Below are 17,728 nucleotides of genomic sequence, written 5' to 3' on the forward strand. Positions count from 1 at the left end.
CATTCCCATGTATTTGTTGCTATGTTTGGCGTATGACAGAACAGCAAGACGACAGCGAAAAACCAGAGCCGCCGCCGGCGCCGGATGCGGGCGCGAAATCGTCTGCGCGTGCCGACCGCGCGTCGCGCGCGCGGCTGCTGGAGTGGCAAGGGCCGGTGTTCTGGATGTCATGCGGGGCGCTGCTGGCCGGCCTGGCCGGTGGCGCGGTCGTCCTCGCGCAGCGTGTAGGCATTGAACGGGACCTGATGGCAGTCGCCACCACGCTTGCACCGGAAGGTGGCAGGGCGCAGGCGGCGCCAGGGCCGGAGGCTGTGGCGCGGGCGCCGGAGCATGTCAACCAGGGACAGCGGGCTGCCGCCAGGCCTGGCCAGTCGGCATTGGAAGGTTCGTCGGAACAGGCGCCTGCGCCGGGCAAGGCCGTGGCGGCTCCACACCACCGCGCCCGCCCTGCCAATGCCGTCACTGCGCGCCCGAAGCACCAGGCCAGCGCCAAACAGCCGCCACGCAAGAAAAGTGCACTGCGCCGCAAGCCTGCAGCCGAATCGGAAAAGGTCGCGGAAGTATTCAAGCGCTGCCCATGGTCCGGCGAGCCCGGTGCAGTGGAGTGCCGGCGGCATATCTGCAATGGTGCGGAAAGCGAAGGCCCGGCATGCAGGCCATACAGGTCAAAGCTGCGTTAAGCGGCAGGAAGCGAGATGAAGGAGCGCTGGCGTTCGGCGAGTTCCTGGCATGCCAGGCAAGTCGCGGCCCCAGGCTGGGCCTGCATGCGTCCCGCGGCGATTGCGCGCCCGCAGCGCAGGCATTGGCCAAAGGTCCCGGCCTGCAAGCGTTCCAGCGCGGCGTCAATCTCCGCCACTTCGGCGGAATCGCGGCCAGCCAGCACCTCGCGCCGCTGGCGCAGGACGGCAGTCCAACGGTCAATTTCTTCAGGTAACATGGCGAGTCTCCACTTTTGGGGCACTTTAACGGGCATCTTGCGCCGCGTCACCAGTGCCACTTGACCTAAGTCAAGTTTGACCGACATATTCTTGGGGACCCGCATTTGGCCCCTTGCCCCAAGGGACGCTACAATCATAGGATGACAGGATTTGACCACCGACAGGACCAGGCTTTGACACATTCAACGATTGCGGAACGCAGCCTGCAATGGCTGCTGGCGTCGGCGACGGACGCGATGCTGATCATCGACAAGGAAGGCCAACTAATCTTGGTCAACCCCGCGCTGGAAAACCTGTTTGGCTATGATCCGGGCGAACTGCAAGGCAAGTCGCTGGAATCGCTGATCCCCGAACGCTTCCGCCACGGCCACGTGGGCCTGCGCGGCAGCTATTTTGAGCGCCCGCATCCGCGCGCCATGGGTGCCGGATTCGAACTGTTCGCCACCCGCAAGGACGGCACCGAGTTCCCGGTCGAAGTGAGCCTGTCGCCGCTGCAGGACAATGGCACGCAGCCGATGGTGATGGCGACCATCCACGACATCAGCGCGCGCAAGAAGGCCGAACACGCCTTGCAGGAAAGTGAAGCGCGCATGCGCGCGATCTTCGAAACGGCGGTCGATGCGATCATCACGATCGACCAACACGGCATCATCGAACGGGTCAACCCGGCCGCAGAGCGCATGTTCGGCTATCCGGAATCGGAAGTCCTCGGCCGCAACGTCAAGATCCTGATGCCTGCGCCGCACCGCGAAGCGCACGACGGCTACCTCCAGCATTACATGACCACCGGCGAAAAGCGCATCATCGGCAAGGGCCGTGAAGTGCAGGGCTTGCGCCGCGACGGCAGTATCTTCCCAATGGACCTGGCCGTCACGGAAATGTGGCTGGGCGGACGCCGCATGTTCACTGGCCTGGTGCGCGACATCACCGAGCGCAAGCACGCCGAAGAAAAGGCGCAGCAACTGCTGCAGGAGCTGAGCAGCGCCAACGAAGAACTGACCAACTTTGCCTACGTCGTGTCGCACGACCTGAAGGCGCCGCTGCGCGGCATCGGCTCGCTGGCCGACTGGCTGGCGCATGATTACGCCGATAAGTTCAATGAAGAAGGCAAGGAGCACATGCGGCTCCTGATCAACCGCGTGCACCGCATGGGCGCCCTGATCGACGGCATCCTGCAGTATTCGCGCGTTGGCCGCATCAAGGAAGCCGTGGTGCCGGTGCAGCTCGACCAGTTGGTGGCCGAGGTGGTCGATCTGCTGGCAGTTCCGGCGCATATCAAGGTTACCGTCATGCCCGGCATGCCGACGGTTGCCGGCGAACCGACCCGCATCCAGCAGTTGTTCCACAACCTGGTGTCGAACGCGGTCAAGTACATGGACAAGCCGGAAGGCGAGATCGAAGTGGGCTGGGCCGACGAAGGCAGCCAGTGGCGCTTCCACGTTCGCGACAACGGCCCCGGCATCGCGGAGCGGCACTTTGAACGGATTTTCCAGCTGTTCCAGACGCTGGCGCCGCGCGACCGGGTTGAAAGCACGGGCGTCGGCCTGGCGCTGGTGAAAAAAATTGTGGAAATGTACCAGGGCACGGTGTGGCTGGAGTCCGAGCTGGGCAAAGGCACGACCTTCTATTTCACCCTGCCAAAGAAAAGAAAGAATAACGCATGAATAATACGAGCAAGCCAATCCTGCTGGTTGAAGACGACCAGGTCGACGTGATGACCATCCTGCGCGCGCTGAAGGAGGTCCATGTCGGCAACCGTATCGTGGCGACGGAAAACGGCGAGGCCGCGCTGGAATACCTGCGCGAGCCGGGCAACGAACAGCCATGCATCATCCTGCTGGACCTGAACATGCCGATCATGAACGGCATCGAGTTCCTGCAGAACGTCAAGCAGGACCCGCTGCTGCGCCGCATCCCAGTCATCGTCCTGACCACGTCGGAAGAACAGCAGGACAAGATGCGCAGCTTCGACCTGGGCGTCGCCGGCTACATGACCAAGCCGGTGGATTACCGCCAGTTCGTGGAGGTGGTCCGCTCGATCAACCTGTACTGGACGATCAGCGAGCTGCCATGAACAGGGTAAGGGTCCTTATCGTCGAGGACGATATCGTTGACCGTATCGCCTGCCGCCGCGCCTTTGCGCAGGCGCCGGGCTTCAACTGCGAATTGCTGGAAGCGGAAAGCGGCCAGGAAGGCCTGGATATCGCTTTGCGCGAAGAGCCCGACTGCATCCTGCTCGATTATCACTTGCCCGACCTGACCGGGCTTGAATTCCTGGCCCGTCTTGCGGCAGACCGGGGCGAGCCTCAGCCAAATATCCCGGTGATGATGCTGACCGGCGCCGACAGCGCCACCGTGGCAGCGGAAGCGATGCGCCGCGGCGCGCGCGACTACCTGGTGAAGGACAGCGACGGCCGCTACCTCGACTTCCTGGCGGGCGCCATCGACCGCCTGCTGCGGGAGCAGCGCCTGATCGACGAGAAACAACTGGCTGAACAGGTGCTGCGGCAGTCGCAGAAAGAGCTGCGTGAACTGGCCGCGTACCAGGAAAAACTGAAGGAACACGAACGCACCCGCATCGCCCAGGAAATCCATGATGAACTGGGCGGCCTGCTGACCGGCATCAAGGCCTATATCTCGGTCGCCATCGAACGTGGCGGAGAACAATCGGATCCGCTGTTGAAGGATGCGGCCAAGCTGGCGCAAGATGCGATAGAGACCGTGCGCCGCGTGATTACCGACCTGCGTCCAAGCGTGTTGGATCAGCTGGGCATCTGGCCCGCGCTGGAATGGTATGCGGAACAGGTGGCGCAGCGCAGCGGCTTGCAATGCAGCTGCAATATCACGCCAAAGGCGCAGGCGCTGGAGCTCGATGCCGAGCGGAGCACCATGCTGTTCCGCGTTGCGCAGGAAGCGCTGACCAACGTGGTGCGCCATGCCGAGGCAAGCGAGGCGCGCGTAATCGTGGATACCGATGGCGAGAACGTGGTGCTGCGGGTGGAAGACAATGGCAAGGGTATCGAGAGTGCCGGCTTGTCCGACCGCGAATCGTGGGGCTTGTTCGGCATGCACGAGCGCACGCGCCGCTTTGCCGGCGAACTGAATATCAGCGGCAAGGCCGGGCAGGGCACTACCCTGCACCTGCGCCTGCCTTTGGAGGACAAGAATGGGTGACAAGATCACCGTTTTGCTGGTCGACGACCATGCGATTGCGCGCAATGGCGTGCGCCTCATGCTGGGCACGGCGCCCGATATCAGCGTGGAGGGCGAGGCCGGCAACGCCGTGGAAGCGATGCAGCGCGTCGCCGAACGCAGTTTCGACGTGGCGTTGGTGGACATCAAGATGCCGGGCAAGAATGGCCTGGACCTGCTGAAAAGCCTGCGCAGCGAATGCCCGCGCATGGCGGTGCTGGTGCTGAGCACCTATTCCGAGGAAATTTACGCAGTGCGCGCGCTGAAGTCGGGCGCCTCCGGCTACCTGACCAAGGATGCGCCGACGGCGACCCTGATCGAGGCCGTGCGCAAGGCTGCCTCGGGCGGCAAGCACGTCAGCCCGGCGTTGCTGGAAAAACTGGCAACCCTGGTCGGCGGCGGCCCGAGCGGCGACCACGAAGAGCTTTCCAACCGCGAACTGGAAGTTTTCAAGCTGATCGCCCAGGGCGAGTCCCTGGTGCGCATAGGGGAAAAACTACACCTCAGTCCTAACACTGTGACAACCTATCGCAGCCGCATCCTGGAGAAAATGGGCATGTCCACGAATGCCGAGCTGACCCGCTATGCCCTCGAGCACGGGCTGATCTGAGCGGCTGTAGGGGAACCACTACAGCAACTACACAGGATGCTTGATACCGGGAAATGACGCCGGGCGCGATACTGCTTCCATCGAAAACAAGGAGCAGCAAAATGAGCCCGGTCATCCCAATCACCCCTGCAAACGCCAAAACTTGCGCACCAGTCGCAGCCAAATGCTCGCTGTGCAGCTTCAACCGCCTTTGCCTGCCACAGGGCCTGGCCGACGAGGATGTTGCTCGCCTTGACCAGATCATTTCACGCCGCCGCCGCGTCAACCGCGACGAGCCGCTGTACAAGACCGGCGACAGCTTCCACAGCCTGTATGCCGTGCGCTTCGGCCACTTCAAGACCGTGCAGGTGAACCAGCGCGGCGAACAGACGATTGGCGGTTTCCACATGGCCGGCGACCTGCTGGGCATGGAAGCCATCGGCAATGGCCAGCATTCCTGCAACGCCGTGGCGCTGGAGGACAGCGAAGTCTGCGAGATCCCCTTCAACCGCCTGCAAGAGCTGGTGATGCAGATTCCTGGCTTGCTGCAGCAGTTCCATCGCACCATGAGCCGCGAAATCCAGCGCGAGCAGTCGGTGATGCTGTTCCTGAGCCATATGCGCGCCGAACAGCGCCTGGCCATGTTCCTGCTGAACCTGGCCGGCCGTTACGCCCAGCGCGGCTACTCTTCGACCAGCTTCCAGTTGCGCATGTCGCGCGAAGATATCGGCGGCTACCTGGGCTTGACCGTGGAGAGCGTCAGCCGCCAGTTGGCCCGCTTGCGCCAGGATGGCTCGATTGTCCTGAGCAACCGTGATCTGCGCATTACCGACCGCGCCAGGCTCGAGGCCATGTCGTCCGGCGGCATGGCGCAGGAACTCGCCGTCGCCTGACCGGCGTACCAGTTTTCTCACCTGTAGGGGGTGTATGGGGCAGCTCTTGCTGCCCCTTTTTTATTGCGCGAACACTTCTTTGGCGGCCATCAGGCCGTTGAGTGCGGCGGGAAAGCCGGCGTAGACGGCCATTTGCATGATGGTCTCCACGATCTCTTCGCGGCTGACGCCGACGTTGAGGGCGGCGTGGATGTGCACCTTGAGCTGGGGCGTAGCGTTGCCCATGGCGGTCAGCGCGGCCACCACGGCGATCTCGCGGGATTTCAGGTCAAGCCCTGGACGCGAATAGATGTCGCCAAAGGGGAATTCGATCAGGTAGCGGGCGAAATCCGGCGCAATATCTTCCAGGCTTTGCACGACGCGATCGCCGGCCTGGCCATCGACTTCACGCAGTTTTGCGAGCCCGCGCTCGTAGCGGCTTTCGGTGTTCATTGGCATGTCCTCCATTGGTGGTTGGATTCGACGCCAGGGACTGCTCCAGTGAGCGGTAATACTCGATTTTGGCCTGCAATGATGCAGCAGCTTGTTGCATCGCCTCGATTTCGGCGAGAACGTCCTGCATATGCACTTCCAGCATCCGGCGCCGTTCCGGCACCGTCGAGTCCCCAGCGCCGCGAAGTTTTGCGAATGACTGCATTTTGCCGATTGGCATATGGGTCGTTCGCAGACGCAGCAGGAATTCGATCCAGGCAAGGTCCGATGCCGCGTAGCGCCGCTGGCCGCCCGCCGCACGATTGACCGGGGCAATCAGCCCGATGCGCTCGTAATAACGGAGGGTATAGGCGGTGAGGCCGGTACGTTTGGCGACTTCGTCAATGCTCAGGTGCGAATCCATGGGGTGATCGTAAAAGTTAGAGTGCGCTCCAAGTCAAGCACTTTATTACTCTAACCGGGATGCCGCAACTGCGAGCGCAAGGTCCATGGTGTTGATGTGGGCTTCGAGCCAGTCCGGCAGGGTGCGGATGATCTCGCGTGCCATGGCTTCCTCGTCGTCCTTCAGCAGGCGCAGGGTGCGGGCGACCTTTTCCAGCAAATAGCCGTGGGCAGCGCGGTGGGCTTGGGCGGCCGGGTAGGCGATGCGCTCCATCAGGCTGTTTTCCTCGCGCAGATGCTCGATGAATTCAGTTGCCAGGTTGCGGCAGGCTGCGTCAAAGGCGGGACGGGGCAGGGCTTCCATGGCGTCGAGCATGTCGAAGACGATGCGGTGCGACTGGTCGAGAACGGGAATGCCCAGTGCCAGGTCGGGCCCGAAGACGATGGAATCCATGGAGTTCTCCAGTAGTGTCGAACTGCAATTGTGCCGATGGGAAAAAATCGGGCACATGATCCATGTCAATTTTCTACCGCGGCCCGGTTGGGCGCTTCGCCGAACCGGGTGCCCTGGACTGGATGGGATGGCTGGCCACGCGATCAGAGGAATCGATCGAGGATTTTCTTGCTGTGCTTATCCAGCGCGAACTGGTCGCGGATCAGGAAGTGGATGCCGTGGCTGTCCGACACCAGTAGCGAGACGCTGCCGATACGGCGAATATCTTCTTCGCCGCGCAGCACGAAGCTGGTTTCGCCGCGGTCGGTTTCGACGCTCCAGGTGGAAGGGCAGGCATAGCTGCCCACATCAACGATGCGCTGGATGACCGGCATGAATTCACGGCCGGCCAGTTCTTCGCGCACAATGTCCGCCAGTTCCGGCGCCAGGTCTGATATACGATCCAGCCAGGCCACTTCCTTGCCGTCGGTGTTCACCAGCGACAGGCCTTCATCCGGCGCCTGAATGGGGAATGCGCGTACCGGCGACACGCCTTCATGCAACACGCCGTTGGCGTCGATCAGGTTCAGCTTACCGAAGCTGTCTCGGCTCAAAGTAAAATTAATCATCTTCACGGCTCTTTGCCTTGTCATCCATGTCGGTATCGACGTTACGTGCCTGCGCCTGGTAGAGGCGGTAGTAGGCGCCTTCCCTGGCCATCAGTTCGTCGTGCGGGCCTTCTTCGACCACCTTGCCGCGGTCCATCACCACCAGGCGATTCGCCCGCTGCAGCGTTGACAGGCGGTGCGCAATGGCAATCGTTGTGCGGCCGGCGACCAGATTGTCCAGCGCCTTCTGGATCTCTTTCTCGGTTTCCGAGTCCACCGATGCAGTCGCTTCGTCGAGGATCAGGATGCGCGGATCGATCAGCAGCGCGCGCGCAATCGAAATACGCTGGCGCTCGCCGCCCGACAGGCCCTGGCCGCGCTCGCCCACCATCGAATCGTAACCCTGCGGCAGGCGCAGGATGAAGTCGTGGGCGTGTGCTGCGCGGGCGGCCTTCATGATTTCTTCGCGGGTCGCCTCCGGCTTGCCGTAGGCGATGTTTTCCGCAATGGTGCCGAAGAACAGGAAAGGCTCCTGCAACACCAGGCCGATATTGCGGCGGTAATCCGACACTGCGTAGTTGCGGATATCCACGCCATCCAGCAGGATCGCGCCTTCCGCCACGTCGTAGAAGCGGCAGATCAGGTTGACCAGGGTCGACTTGCCGGAACCGGAGTGGCCCACGAGGCCAATCATTTCACCGGCCTTGATTTCCAGGTTCACCCCGCGGTTGACGGCGCGGTTACCGTAGCGGAAGCCCACTTCGCGCAGCGTGATGTCGCCGTGGACCTTCTCGACCTTCACCGGCTGCACCGGATCGGGCACGCTCGACACGTGGTCCAGGATATCGAAGATGCGCTTGGCGGCCGAAGCGGACTTTTGCGTCACCGACACGATGCGGCTCATGGAATCGAGCTTGCCATAGAAGCGGTTGGCGTACAGGACGAAGGAGCTCAAGACGCCGACGGTGATGTTGTGCTTGGAGATCATCCAGATGCCGAACACGTAAATCACCAGGATGCCCAGTTCGGTCAGGAACGACACGGTCGGCGAGAACAGCGACCACACCTTGTTCAACTTGTCGTTGACGGCCAGGTTGTGCTTGTTGGCGGTCCGGAAGCGCGTTGCTTCGCGGGTTTCCTGCGCAAAGGCTTTCACCACGCGGATGCCGGGAATCGTATCGGCCAGCACGTTGGTCACTTCGCCCCAGACGCGGTCGATCTTTTCAAAGCCGGTACGCAGCCTGTCGCGCACCAGATGGATCATCCATGCGATGAAAGGCAGCGGCAGCAGCGTGGCCACGGCCAGCCAGGGGTCGATGGTGAACAGGATCAAGCCGGTCATGATGATCATCAGGACATCGGAGGCGAAATCGAGCAGGTGCAGCGACAGGAAGACGCAGATGCGGTCCGATTCGGAACCGATGCGCGACATCAGGTCGCCGGTGCGCTTGCCGCCGAAATATTCCAGCGACATGCGCAGCAGGTGTTCATACGTGGTGGTGCGCAGGTCCGCGCCAATGCGTTCCGACACCAGCGCCAGCACATAGGTCTTGGCCCAGCCGAATATCCATGCCAGCACGGCGGCGCCGGTCAATGCAGCCATGTACTGCACCACCAGCATGTGCTCCACCGGCTTGCCGTTCTGGTAAGGGATCAGCACATTGTCCGTCAGCGGCATGATGATGTAGGGCGGGATCAGGTGCGCGCCGGTCGACAGCAGCATCATTGCAAAGCCAAGCGCCAGTTGCCACTGGTAGGGCCGCGCAAAGCGCCACAGGCGGAACAGGGTCCAGGTGGAAGGCGGCGTGTGGACGACCTTGGTGCAAACCGGGCATTCTTCCTGGTCCGCTTCCAGCGGCGCCTTGCAGGTAGGGCAGGAGTTCTGTTCGACTTGCGGCAGCGGCTTGCCGTGCACGTGCGCTTGCAGCAGGCGCGGGAAGTTCTCGGACAAGCGGATGGCGAGCAGGTTCTGGCCCAGTGTGAAGCGCCATGCGGCCAGGCGCTGCTTGTCGTCCACCAGTTCCAGGTGGCCGACCCCGGCGTGATCGTGCAGTTTTAGCGACATGCCAGGACGATAAGTCCAATCTCGCCATACCGTTTCACCGGGTGCGCGTGCCATAATGCGGCGCTCGGTAAGGAGTACCAGGCCTTTGTTGAAGTGAAGCTTGGAGTCCAGGTCAACCTCCAGCGCGCCAAGTACGTTTTCTTCCGGTGCAAGCGCTGGCAACTCTGTGCGCCACCTGTCGGGAAGTTCTGTCAGGCTGAGCTCAGAGGAAAGTTGGTTTGTTATCATTGTGGATCAGACTCCGGCACTCTTTGCCAAGTGGCAAGAATTGCGAAACAGTGGGAAAATAGAAGGACGGGCGGAGTATACCGCAAGAGGTACAAGAGCTAAAACATGACAAAAAAGAAAGACATTGAGTTTCTCCGTGTAACACATCTGCGCGGACCGAATATCTGGACCTATCGCCCGGTAATCGAAGCGTGGCTGGATATTGGCGAGCTTGAAGACTACCCCTCGAATAAACTCCCCGGTTTTTATGAACGCTTGACGGCCTTCTTGCCTGGCCTGATCGAGCATCGCTGCGGCGTCGGCGAACGTGGCGGCTTCTGCGAGCGCCTGCGCGACGGCACTTACGCCGGCCATATCCTGGAACACGTGGTGCTGGAACTGCAAAACCTGGCCGGCATGCGTACCGGCTTTGGCAAGACCCGCCAGACCGCCGAAGGCAGTGGTATTTATAAAATGGCATTCCGCACCCGCCAGGAACAGGTTGGCCGCGCCGCACTGGCCGCCGGCAAGGACCTGCTGATGGCTGCCATCGAAGACAAGCCTTACGACCTGGCGGCCACGGTACAAAAACTGACCTCGATGGTTGAATCGCTGTGCCTCGGCCCATCGACCGCTTCCATCGTGGATGCGGCGACCGACCGCAAGATCCCGCATATCCGCCTGACCGATGGCAACCTGGTGCAACTGGGCCACGGGGCGCGCCAGCGCCGCATCTGGACTGCGGAAACCGATAACACCTCGGCCATCGCCGAAGGCATCGCCTCCGACAAGGACATGACCAAGGACTTGCTGAAGTCCGTCGGCGTACCGGTACCGGAAGGCACCCTGGTCAAGAGCGCCGACGAGGCCTGGGAAGAAGCGCAGGACATCGGCTTGCCGGTGGCCGTCAAGCCGTACGACGGCAACCACGGCCGCGGCGTGTCGCTGAACCTGATGACCGAAGCCGACGTGCGCGCTGCTTACGATATCGCCGTTGTGCGCGGTGGCAGCAAGAGCGTGATCGTCGAGAAATTCATCGTCGGTAACGAACACCGGCTCTTGGTGGTCGGCCGCCGCATGGTGGCAGCCTCCATGGGCGAATCGCTGTGGGTGACCGGCGACGGCAAATCCTCGGTGCAGGAGCTGGTGGACAGCCAGATCAACACCGACCCGCGTCGCGGCACCACCGAAGAATTCCCGCTGAATATCGTTGAACCGAAGAAGTCGGAAGAAGTGCAGCTGGACCTGAAGCGCCAGGGCCTGACTCCGGACTCGGTGGTGGAAGCCGGCCGCAAGGTCCTGATCCAGGTAAACGGCAACGTGGCCAACGATGTGACTGACCTGGTGCACCCGGCAGTTGCCGAAATGGCAGCGCTGGCGGCCCGCACGATTGGCCTCGACATTGCCGGCATCGACCTGGTTGCCGCCGACATTTCCAAACCGCTGGAAGAGCAGGGCGGCGCGATTATCGAAGTGAACGCGAGCCCCGGCTTGCTGGCGCACCTGAAGCCTGCCGCCGGCGGCATGGCGCGCCCGGTTGGCCACGCGATTGCCGACCAGCTGTTCGCGGAAGACGACGATGGCCGCATCCCGATCGTGGGCGTGGCCGGCAGCCGCCAGAACGCGCTGATCGCACGCCTGATCGGCTGGCTGCTGCAAATGAGCGGCCGCTACGTCGGCACCGCAACCGAGCAAGGCGTGTTCCTGAATGGCCGCAATGTGGCGCGCGGTCCGCTGACCGAATGGGAATCTGGCGAGCGCCTGCTCCTGAACAAGAATGTGGAAGCGGCGGTATTCGCCAATTCCGGCCGCATGATCCTGAGCGAAGGCTTCTCTTACGACAAGTGCATGGTGGGCGTGGTGACCGACGCCGCCGGCCACGAGGAGCTGGGCGAGTTCTACATCAACACTGCTGAACAGATGTATGGCGTGCTGCGTACCCAAGTCGACGTCGTGCTGCCGGAAGGTGCTGCCGTGCTGAATGCCTCCGATGCGCAAGTGGTCGAAATGGCTGAACTGTGCGACGGCGACGTGATCTTCTACGGCACCGACGAACACGTGCCTGCGATCGACTCGCACCGCCAGGATGGCGGCCGTGCCGTGTTCCTGCGCGATGGCGGCTTCGTCATGGCTGCCGGCCGCGACGAGCTGGCTGTATTGCCCCCGTCCTGCCTGCCGGCCAGTGGCGAGGACCGCAAGGAAGCAGTGCTGGCTGCAATCGGCGCCGGTTGGGCCATGGGCCTGTCGCCGGACCTGATTGGTGCCGCGCTGCGCACCTTCGAGTGGAATACCAAGAAAAACTAAGGATTACCAGGAATGGAAGTTATTCGCCTCCGCGCACTGCGCGGCCCTAATCTGTGGAGCCACCATACGGCTGTTGAAGCCATCGTGTCCTGCACGCCGGAAGAACGCTCCGTCGACAAGATCCCTGGTTTCGAAGTGCGCCTTCGCACCCGCTTTCCGCGCCTGGCCCAGCTGCAGCCGGACGGACATGCCGACACCATCCCGATGGCACACGTGCTGGAACTGGCGGCCTTGGGCCTGCAAGCCGAAGCTGGCTGTCCCGTCACCTTCAGCCGCACCACCCAGACCCTGGAAGACGGCATCTACCAGACCGTCGTGGAATACACCGAGGAAGCGGTAGGCCGCCTGGCGATGGAATGGGCTGAGAAGCTGTGCAAGGCCGCCATGGACGACGCTCCATTCGATTTGGCAGCTGCCTTGCATGAGTTGCGCGAACTGGATGAAGATGTGCGCCTGGGGCCATCGACTGGTTCTATCGTGCACGCCGCCGTGGCGCGCAAGATCCCGTTCCGCCGCATGACCGAAGGTTCGATGGTGAGCTTCGGCTGGGGCTCCAGACAGCGCCGCATCCAGGCCGCTGAAATGGACAGCACCAGCGCGATCGCCGAAACCATCGCGCAGGACAAGGAACTGACCAAGAAGCTGCTGGACGCCGCCGGCGTGCCGGTGCCTGTTGGACGTACCGCGGTCGACGCCGAGGACGCATGGAAAGCCGCGCTGGAAATCGGCCTGCCTGTCGTGGTCAAGCCGAAAGACGGCAACCAGGGCAAGGGTGTAACGGTCAACATTACCACCCGCGAACAGACCATCGCAGCGTACAACGCGGCCAAGGAATTCCGCGACGACATCATGGTCGAACGCTTCCTGGCCGGCCACGATTTCCGCCTGCTGGTGATCGGCAACAAGCTCGTTGCTGCCGCGCGCCGCGATCCTCCTCATGTGGTGGGCGACGGCGTGCACTCGGTGCGTGAGCTGGTGGACATCGTCAATGCCGACCCGCGCCGCGGCACCGGCCACGGTACCGCGCTGACCAAGATCCGTTTCGACGACATTGCCCTGGCGCGCCTGGCGTTGCAAGGACTGGCTGCCGATTCCGTGCCGCCGATCGGCCAGCGCGTCGTTCTGCGCAATAACGCGAACCTGTCTACCGGCGGCTCCGCCACCGACGTCACCGACGACGTGCACCCTGAAGTGGCAGCGCGTGCGGTGGAAGCGGCGCAGATGATCGGCCTTGATATCTGCGGCGTGGACGTGGTGTGTGATTCCGTGCTGCGTCCTATCGAAGAACAGAATGGCGGCGTGGTGGAAGTCAATGCCGCGCCTGGCCTGCGCATGCACTTGTCGCCGTCCTATGGCAAGGGCCGTCCGATTGGCGAGGCGATCATCAACACCATGTTCCCTGAGGGCGACGATGGCCGCATTCCGGTGATTGCCGTGACCGGTACCAACGGCAAGACCACCACCGTGCGCCTGACCGCGCACCTGATCGCGTCGTCCGGCCTGCGCGTGGGCATGACCAATACAGATGGCGTGTACGTCAATGGCCGCCAGATCGATTCCGGCGACTGCTCGGGCCCGCGTTCGGCGCGCAATGTGCTGCAGCATCCTGACGTGGATGCGGCCGTGTTCGAAACCGCCCGTGGCGGCATCCTGCGCGAAGGCCTGGCTTATGACCGCTGCAAGGTAGCCGTGGTGACCAATATCGGCGCCGGCGACCACCTGGGCCTGAACTACATCACCACCGTGGAAGACCTGGCGGTGCTGAAGCGCGTGATCGTGATGAATGTCGACGAGCATGGCTACGCCGTGCTGAACGCGACCGATCCGATCGTGGCTGCGATGGCGGCCAAGTGCAAGGGCAAGGTGATCTTCTTCGGCGCCGATCGTTACCACCCGGTTGTGGCGACGCACCTGGCGCAGGGCAAACGCACCGTCTACATCGAAAATGGCCAGCTGGTTGCGGTGGAAGGCAAGAACGAGCAGCGCATTCCGCTGGCCGATGTGCCGATCACCTTCAATGGCACCATCGGCTTCCAGGTGGAGAACACCATGGCGGCGGTGGCTGCGGCCTGGGCCGCCGGCATTGACTGGGATTCGATCCGCCGCGGCTTACTGACCTTTACCACCGATAGCCATAATGCTCCGGGCCGCTTCAATATCTTCAAGTACCGCGGTGCGACTGTGATCGCGGACTATGGCCACAATCCGGATGCGATGCTGGCACTGGTGCAGGCTGTCGATGCGATGCCGGCCAAGCGCCGTTCTGTGGTGATTTCCGGTGCGGGCGACCGCCGCGACCAGGATATTCGCGAGCAGACCGAGATTCTCGGCCAGGCGTTCGACGATGTGATCCTGTACCAGGACGCTTGCCAGCGCGGGCGCGCTGACGGTGAGGTGGTGGGCTTGCTGCGCCAGGGGCTGGTGGGCGCAAGCCGTACCAGGCAAATCGACCAGATTACCGGCGAGTTCATTGCGATCGATACGGCGATGGACCGGCTGCAGGATGGTGATCTTTGCCTGATCCTGGTGGATCAGGTGGAGGAATCGCTGCGGCATATTGCCAACCGGATTGCTGCCGGCTAAAACCGGTAAACCAGGGTCCGACCCAAGGGTCAGACCCTGTCAGATCGACTGCTGGCGGTGCTGGTTCTGGGTGGTTGATCTTCGACGAAAGTCAAAGGCGCACAACCCGAACCCGCGGCCTTCGGTCAGACCGAGGTTTGCCGGTTTCAAGCCGCCAGAACAGCCTTCGGCAGCACCAGCCGCGCCGTCTCGCCTTCCACAAACTGCGCGGCGAACACCCGCTTCTCCGCTGCATGCTCCCCATCCGCCTCGATCAGGTTGCAGATCAGATCCGCAGTCGCCACCGCCATCTTGTGCAATGGCTGCTTAAGTGTCGTGAGCTCATAGCTCAACCAGGTTGACCCTTCAACCGCATCACACCCAACCACCGACATCTGCGACGGCACGTCGATATGCAAATGCTGGCGCGCCGCGTCGACGCAGCCCATGGCCATCGCATCATTCCCGCAGATCACGGTATCGGGCACCGCGCCGATGCGCGCAATCAGCTCGTGCAGGCCCGCCACGCCGCTGGAATAGTCAAAGCAGCCATGGAACACCGGCGCGTCAGGCAGCCCCAATTCCGCGATCCGGTCCAGCGCGCCGCGCAAACGTTCGCGCGCCACCGAGTTCTGGGCCGGCCCGCCAATCAGGGCAAACTGACGGTGCCCGGCCGCGGCCAGGCGGGTCACCAGCGCACGGCTGGCCTCATACTGGTCGCACAGCACCGTATTGACATCGAGGTCGCGCAAATGGCGGTTAAATACCACCAACGGCACCTTCCTGCGCTTGAATTCCGCGACATGCGCCTCGGTCAGGCGGGACGCGGCCACCACGCCATCGACCTGGAATTGCCAGATCTCGGTCAGGATGCTCTCGATCTCGCCCTCGTGCTGCATGGTGAAGAGCAGGGCGCGCTTGCCGCGGCGGTTTAGCTGCTGGCTAAGTTCCGACAAGGCTGCCGGGTTGTACAGCATGCTGGTGTGCGATACCACGATCGCAACGATATTGGTGCGGCGTGTAATCAGGCTGCGCGCCGCCGCGTTCGGGATGTATTCCAGCCCTTCGGCAGCCTTCATCACCCGCGCATAGGTCGCTTTCGACACGCTGGCGCCAGGCTTGAAGCAGCGCGAAACCGCCGATTGCGATACGCCGGCCACGAGCGCGACATCATAGGACGTGACGCGGCGCCCTTCCCGGAGGATGATGGCCTTTTGTTCGGCAAGGCTGATCGCAGGTTGTGGCTGGGTTTGGCGCATGAAAGCGGGTTTGCGGCAAGGTTGCTTGCGATTTTGAAAATAAACTCCAATCTTACCACATGGCAATAGTTTCCTTCGCTTATACGCGCCAGGCTGGCATTGGTGTGGCGCACAAGCCGCGCCGCGCTCTGGTAAAATACCGCCCCTTTTGGTTTTCGGATGATTAAGATGGCACAGGCATGCGGCATCGACTTTGGCACTTCCAACTCCACCGCAGGATGGGTGCGCCCCGGCCAGCCCATCATGCTGGAACTCGAAGATGGCAAGATGACCCTGCCGTCCGTGGTTTTCTTCAATGCTGAAGACGAGGAGACCAGCTATGGCCGCGCCGCGCTGGCCGAATACCTGGCCGGTTGCGAAGGGCGCCTGATGCGTTCCCTGAAAAGCTTGCTGGGCACCAGCCTGATTGATGGCCAGACAGAGGTTGGCGGCCGTGCGCTGCCCTTCCGCCTGCTGCTGTCCCAGTTCATCGGGGAAGTGAAGCGCCGCGCCGAAAGCGCAGCCGGCCGCCATTTCGACCATGTGGTGATGGGCCGCCCGGTGCATTTCATCGATGACGACAAGGTTGCCGACCAGCTGGCGCAAGATACGTTGGCCGAAATCGCGCGCAGCGTCGGCTTCCGCGAGGTGGCTTTCCAGTACGAGCCGATTGCGGCCGCTTTCGAATATGAAGCGCAGATCGACCGCGAAGAGCTGGTCCTGATTGCCGACATCGGCGGCGGCACATCGGACTTCACCCTTGTGCGGCTTGGTCCTGATCGGGTGGCGCATACCGAGCGGGTGGACGACATCCTCGCCACCGGCGGCGTGCATATCGGCGGCACCGATTTCGATAAGTACCTCAGCCTGTCGAGCGTCATGCCGCTGCTGGGCTATGGCAGCCAGTTCCTGAACGGCGCCGAGGTGCCGTCCAGTTACTACTTCAACCTAGCGACCTGGCACACGATCAACCAGGCTTACACGCGCAAGATGCAGGCGCAGTTGACGGAAATGATCCGCGATGCGCGCGAGCCGGCCAAGCTGGAACGCTTGCAGCACCTGATCGTGGAGCGTGCCGGGCACTGGCTGGCATTGAAAGTGGAAGAGGCCAAGATCGGCCTGTCCAGCGAGGACCAGGTGCAGCTCGACCTGGAGCGCCTTGCGCCGCCGGTGCTGCTGGAGGTGACGCGCAGCGGTTTCGATAGCGCGGTGGAGCACCTGGTAGCGGGCGTCGGCGCCACGGTGACCCAGCTGCTGGCCGACGCCGGCGTCCAGCCAGGGCAGGTCGACACCATCTTCTTCACCGGCGGTTCCAGCGGCGTGCGACTGCTGCGCGAGCGGATTGCCGCGTTGGTGCCGGGCGCCCGCCGTGTCGAGGGCGACCTGTTCGGCAGCATCGGCGCCGGCCTGGCGCGTGATGCATTGCGCAAGTTTGCATAATCTGCTTACAATAGCCGCCGTGAAGAAAGCCAATCGCCATTTCCTGCACGTTTTGCTCGCGGTGCTGCTGGTCCTGTCCCAGCAGCTCGGGATGGTGCACGCGGTTTCGCACTGGTCGGAATTCCGCCATGGCGGCGAACAGCAGCAGGCAAGCAATGTCGACGTCGATGGCAATGGCCTGAGCGCCGGCCTCGCGCTGGATCACAACTGCAGCCAGTGCGCGGCCTTTGCCTCGCTGGCGTCCGCGATCCACACGCCAAGCTTCACCTTCCCGTCTGTCGACTTCAACGCGCCGCAAGCCGGCGCCGCCTTGCCGCAGCTTTACAGCGCACGCACCGCACGTGCCTACGATTCACGCGCGCCACCGCTGGCCTGACACAAACAACGTCGTGCTTTTGCTGCCGCCGCGGCCCTGCGCCGCGCGTTGCCTATTGTTTGTCGTATCC

The 17,728-nt window shown here is 62.6% G+C and carries 17 protein-coding genes; 10 read left to right on the plus strand and 7 right to left on the minus strand.

The genetic code is table 11. From position 1 onward, the window contains the following. Positions 1 to 32: 32 nt before the first annotated feature. Positions 33 to 680, plus strand: coding sequence for a hypothetical protein (locus ACN9MZ_RS15555; protein ID WP_426337895.1), 648 nt, complete (start codon positions 33 to 35; stop codon positions 678 to 680). Here ACN9MZ_RS15555 and ACN9MZ_RS15560 read toward each other — a convergent pair. After that, positions 677 to 937 (minus strand): TraR/DksA family transcriptional regulator, encoded by a 261-nt coding sequence (locus ACN9MZ_RS15560; RefSeq protein ID WP_426337896.1) that lies wholly within the window; start codon positions 935 to 937, stop codon positions 677 to 679. The genes ACN9MZ_RS15555 and ACN9MZ_RS15560 overlap by 4 nt on opposite strands. Positions 938 to 1,111: 174 nt before the next feature. Between ACN9MZ_RS15560 and ACN9MZ_RS15565 the strand changes: the two genes are divergently transcribed. The 5 genes from ACN9MZ_RS15565 to fnr all read left to right on the plus strand — a co-directional run bounded on the left by ACN9MZ_RS15565 (position 1,112) and on the right by fnr (position 5,612). Next, positions 1,112 to 2,602, plus strand: a complete 1,491-nt coding sequence (locus tag ACN9MZ_RS15565) for a sensor histidine kinase (RefSeq protein ID WP_426337897.1) — start codon at positions 1,112 to 1,114, stop codon at positions 2,600 to 2,602. Continuing rightward, positions 2,599 to 3,012 carry a response regulator gene (locus ACN9MZ_RS15570; RefSeq protein ID WP_426337898.1) on the plus strand — a complete coding sequence of 138 codons (414 nt, stop codon included), beginning with the start codon at positions 2,599 to 2,601 and terminating at the stop codon, positions 3,010 to 3,012. The genes ACN9MZ_RS15565 and ACN9MZ_RS15570 overlap by 4 nt, the downstream gene beginning before the upstream one ends. Further along, a complete protein-coding gene (locus ACN9MZ_RS15575; protein ID WP_426337899.1) occupies positions 3,009 to 4,112 on the plus strand; it encodes a response regulator in 1,104 nt (367 codons plus the stop codon). Before ACN9MZ_RS15570 ends, ACN9MZ_RS15575 begins: the two co-directional genes overlap by 4 nt. Further along, a complete protein-coding gene (locus ACN9MZ_RS15580) occupies positions 4,105 to 4,740 on the plus strand; it encodes a response regulator (protein WP_426337900.1) in 636 nt (211 codons plus the stop codon). The genes ACN9MZ_RS15575 and ACN9MZ_RS15580 overlap by 8 nt, the downstream gene beginning before the upstream one ends. A 101-nt stretch (positions 4,741 to 4,841) precedes the next feature. Continuing rightward, the gene (fnr, locus tag ACN9MZ_RS15585; RefSeq protein WP_426337901.1) at positions 4,842 to 5,612 is read left to right on the plus strand and encodes a fumarate/nitrate reduction transcriptional regulator Fnr; all 771 of its coding nucleotides are present in this window, start codon (positions 4,842 to 4,844) and stop codon (positions 5,610 to 5,612) included. A gap of 60 nt (positions 5,613 to 5,672) precedes the next feature. Here the strand turns inward: fnr and ACN9MZ_RS15590 are convergent, their stop codons facing one another. The 5 genes from ACN9MZ_RS15590 to ACN9MZ_RS15610 form a co-directional block, all read right to left on the minus strand. Then, on the minus strand, positions 5,673 to 6,044 hold the full coding sequence (locus ACN9MZ_RS15590) for a carboxymuconolactone decarboxylase family protein (protein WP_426337902.1): 372 nt from the start codon (positions 6,042 to 6,044) through the stop codon (positions 5,673 to 5,675). Continuing rightward, on the minus strand, positions 5,998 to 6,447 hold the full coding sequence (locus ACN9MZ_RS15595) for a MerR family transcriptional regulator (RefSeq protein ID WP_426337903.1): 450 nt from the start codon (positions 6,445 to 6,447) through the stop codon (positions 5,998 to 6,000). The genes ACN9MZ_RS15590 and ACN9MZ_RS15595 overlap by 47 nt, the downstream gene beginning before the upstream one ends. Before the next feature lie 45 nt (positions 6,448 to 6,492). Continuing rightward, positions 6,493 to 6,879, minus strand: a complete 387-nt coding sequence (locus tag ACN9MZ_RS15600) for a bacteriohemerythrin (RefSeq protein WP_426337904.1) — start codon at positions 6,877 to 6,879, stop codon at positions 6,493 to 6,495. A 143-nt stretch (positions 6,880 to 7,022) separates the two neighbouring features. Further along, entirely contained in the window at positions 7,023 to 7,487 is a 465-nt protein-coding gene (locus ACN9MZ_RS15605) for a DUF1854 domain-containing protein (RefSeq protein ID WP_426337905.1), read from the minus strand. Beyond that, on the minus strand, positions 7,480 to 9,759 hold the full coding sequence (locus ACN9MZ_RS15610; RefSeq protein WP_426337906.1) for an ABC transporter ATP-binding protein: 2,280 nt from the start codon (positions 9,757 to 9,759) through the stop codon (positions 7,480 to 7,482). Before ACN9MZ_RS15610 ends, ACN9MZ_RS15605 begins: the two co-directional genes overlap by 8 nt. A gap of 105 nt (positions 9,760 to 9,864) precedes the next feature. On the opposite strand from ACN9MZ_RS15610, the gene cphA (ACN9MZ_RS15615) reads away from it, so the two are divergent. After that, complete coding sequence (gene cphA, locus ACN9MZ_RS15615; protein WP_426337907.1) at positions 9,865 to 12,042, plus strand: cyanophycin synthetase; 2,178 nt, start codon at positions 9,865 to 9,867, stop codon at positions 12,040 to 12,042. A 12-nt stretch (positions 12,043 to 12,054) separates the two neighbouring features. Then, positions 12,055 to 14,625: a cyanophycin synthetase gene (gene cphA, locus ACN9MZ_RS15620; RefSeq protein ID WP_426337908.1), complete on the plus strand. Its 2,571-nt coding sequence runs from the start codon at positions 12,055 to 12,057 to the stop codon at positions 14,623 to 14,625. Positions 14,626 to 14,771: 146 nt separating this feature from the next. Here cphA (ACN9MZ_RS15620) and ACN9MZ_RS15625 read toward each other — a convergent pair whose 3' ends face one another. After that, on the minus strand, positions 14,772 to 15,863 hold the full coding sequence (locus ACN9MZ_RS15625) for a LacI family DNA-binding transcriptional regulator (protein ID WP_426337909.1): 1,092 nt from the start codon (positions 15,861 to 15,863) through the stop codon (positions 14,772 to 14,774). Positions 15,864 to 16,031: 168 nt separating this feature from the next. Between ACN9MZ_RS15625 and ACN9MZ_RS15630 the strand changes: the two genes are divergently transcribed. Both ACN9MZ_RS15630 and ACN9MZ_RS15635 read left to right on the plus strand, forming a co-directional pair. After that, on the plus strand, positions 16,032 to 17,282 hold the full coding sequence (locus ACN9MZ_RS15630) for an Hsp70 family protein (protein ID WP_426337910.1): 1,251 nt from the start codon (positions 16,032 to 16,034) through the stop codon (positions 17,280 to 17,282). Between the two features lie 19 nt (positions 17,283 to 17,301). Further along, entirely contained in the window at positions 17,302 to 17,658 is a 357-nt protein-coding gene (locus ACN9MZ_RS15635; protein WP_426337911.1) for a hypothetical protein, read from the plus strand. Positions 17,659 to 17,728 lie beyond the last annotated feature (70 nt).

This window comes from Pseudoduganella sp. S-14, assembly GCF_049913285.1.
In the GTDB taxonomy this organism is placed as follows: Bacteria; Pseudomonadota; Gammaproteobacteria; order Burkholderiales; family Burkholderiaceae_D; genus Rugamonas.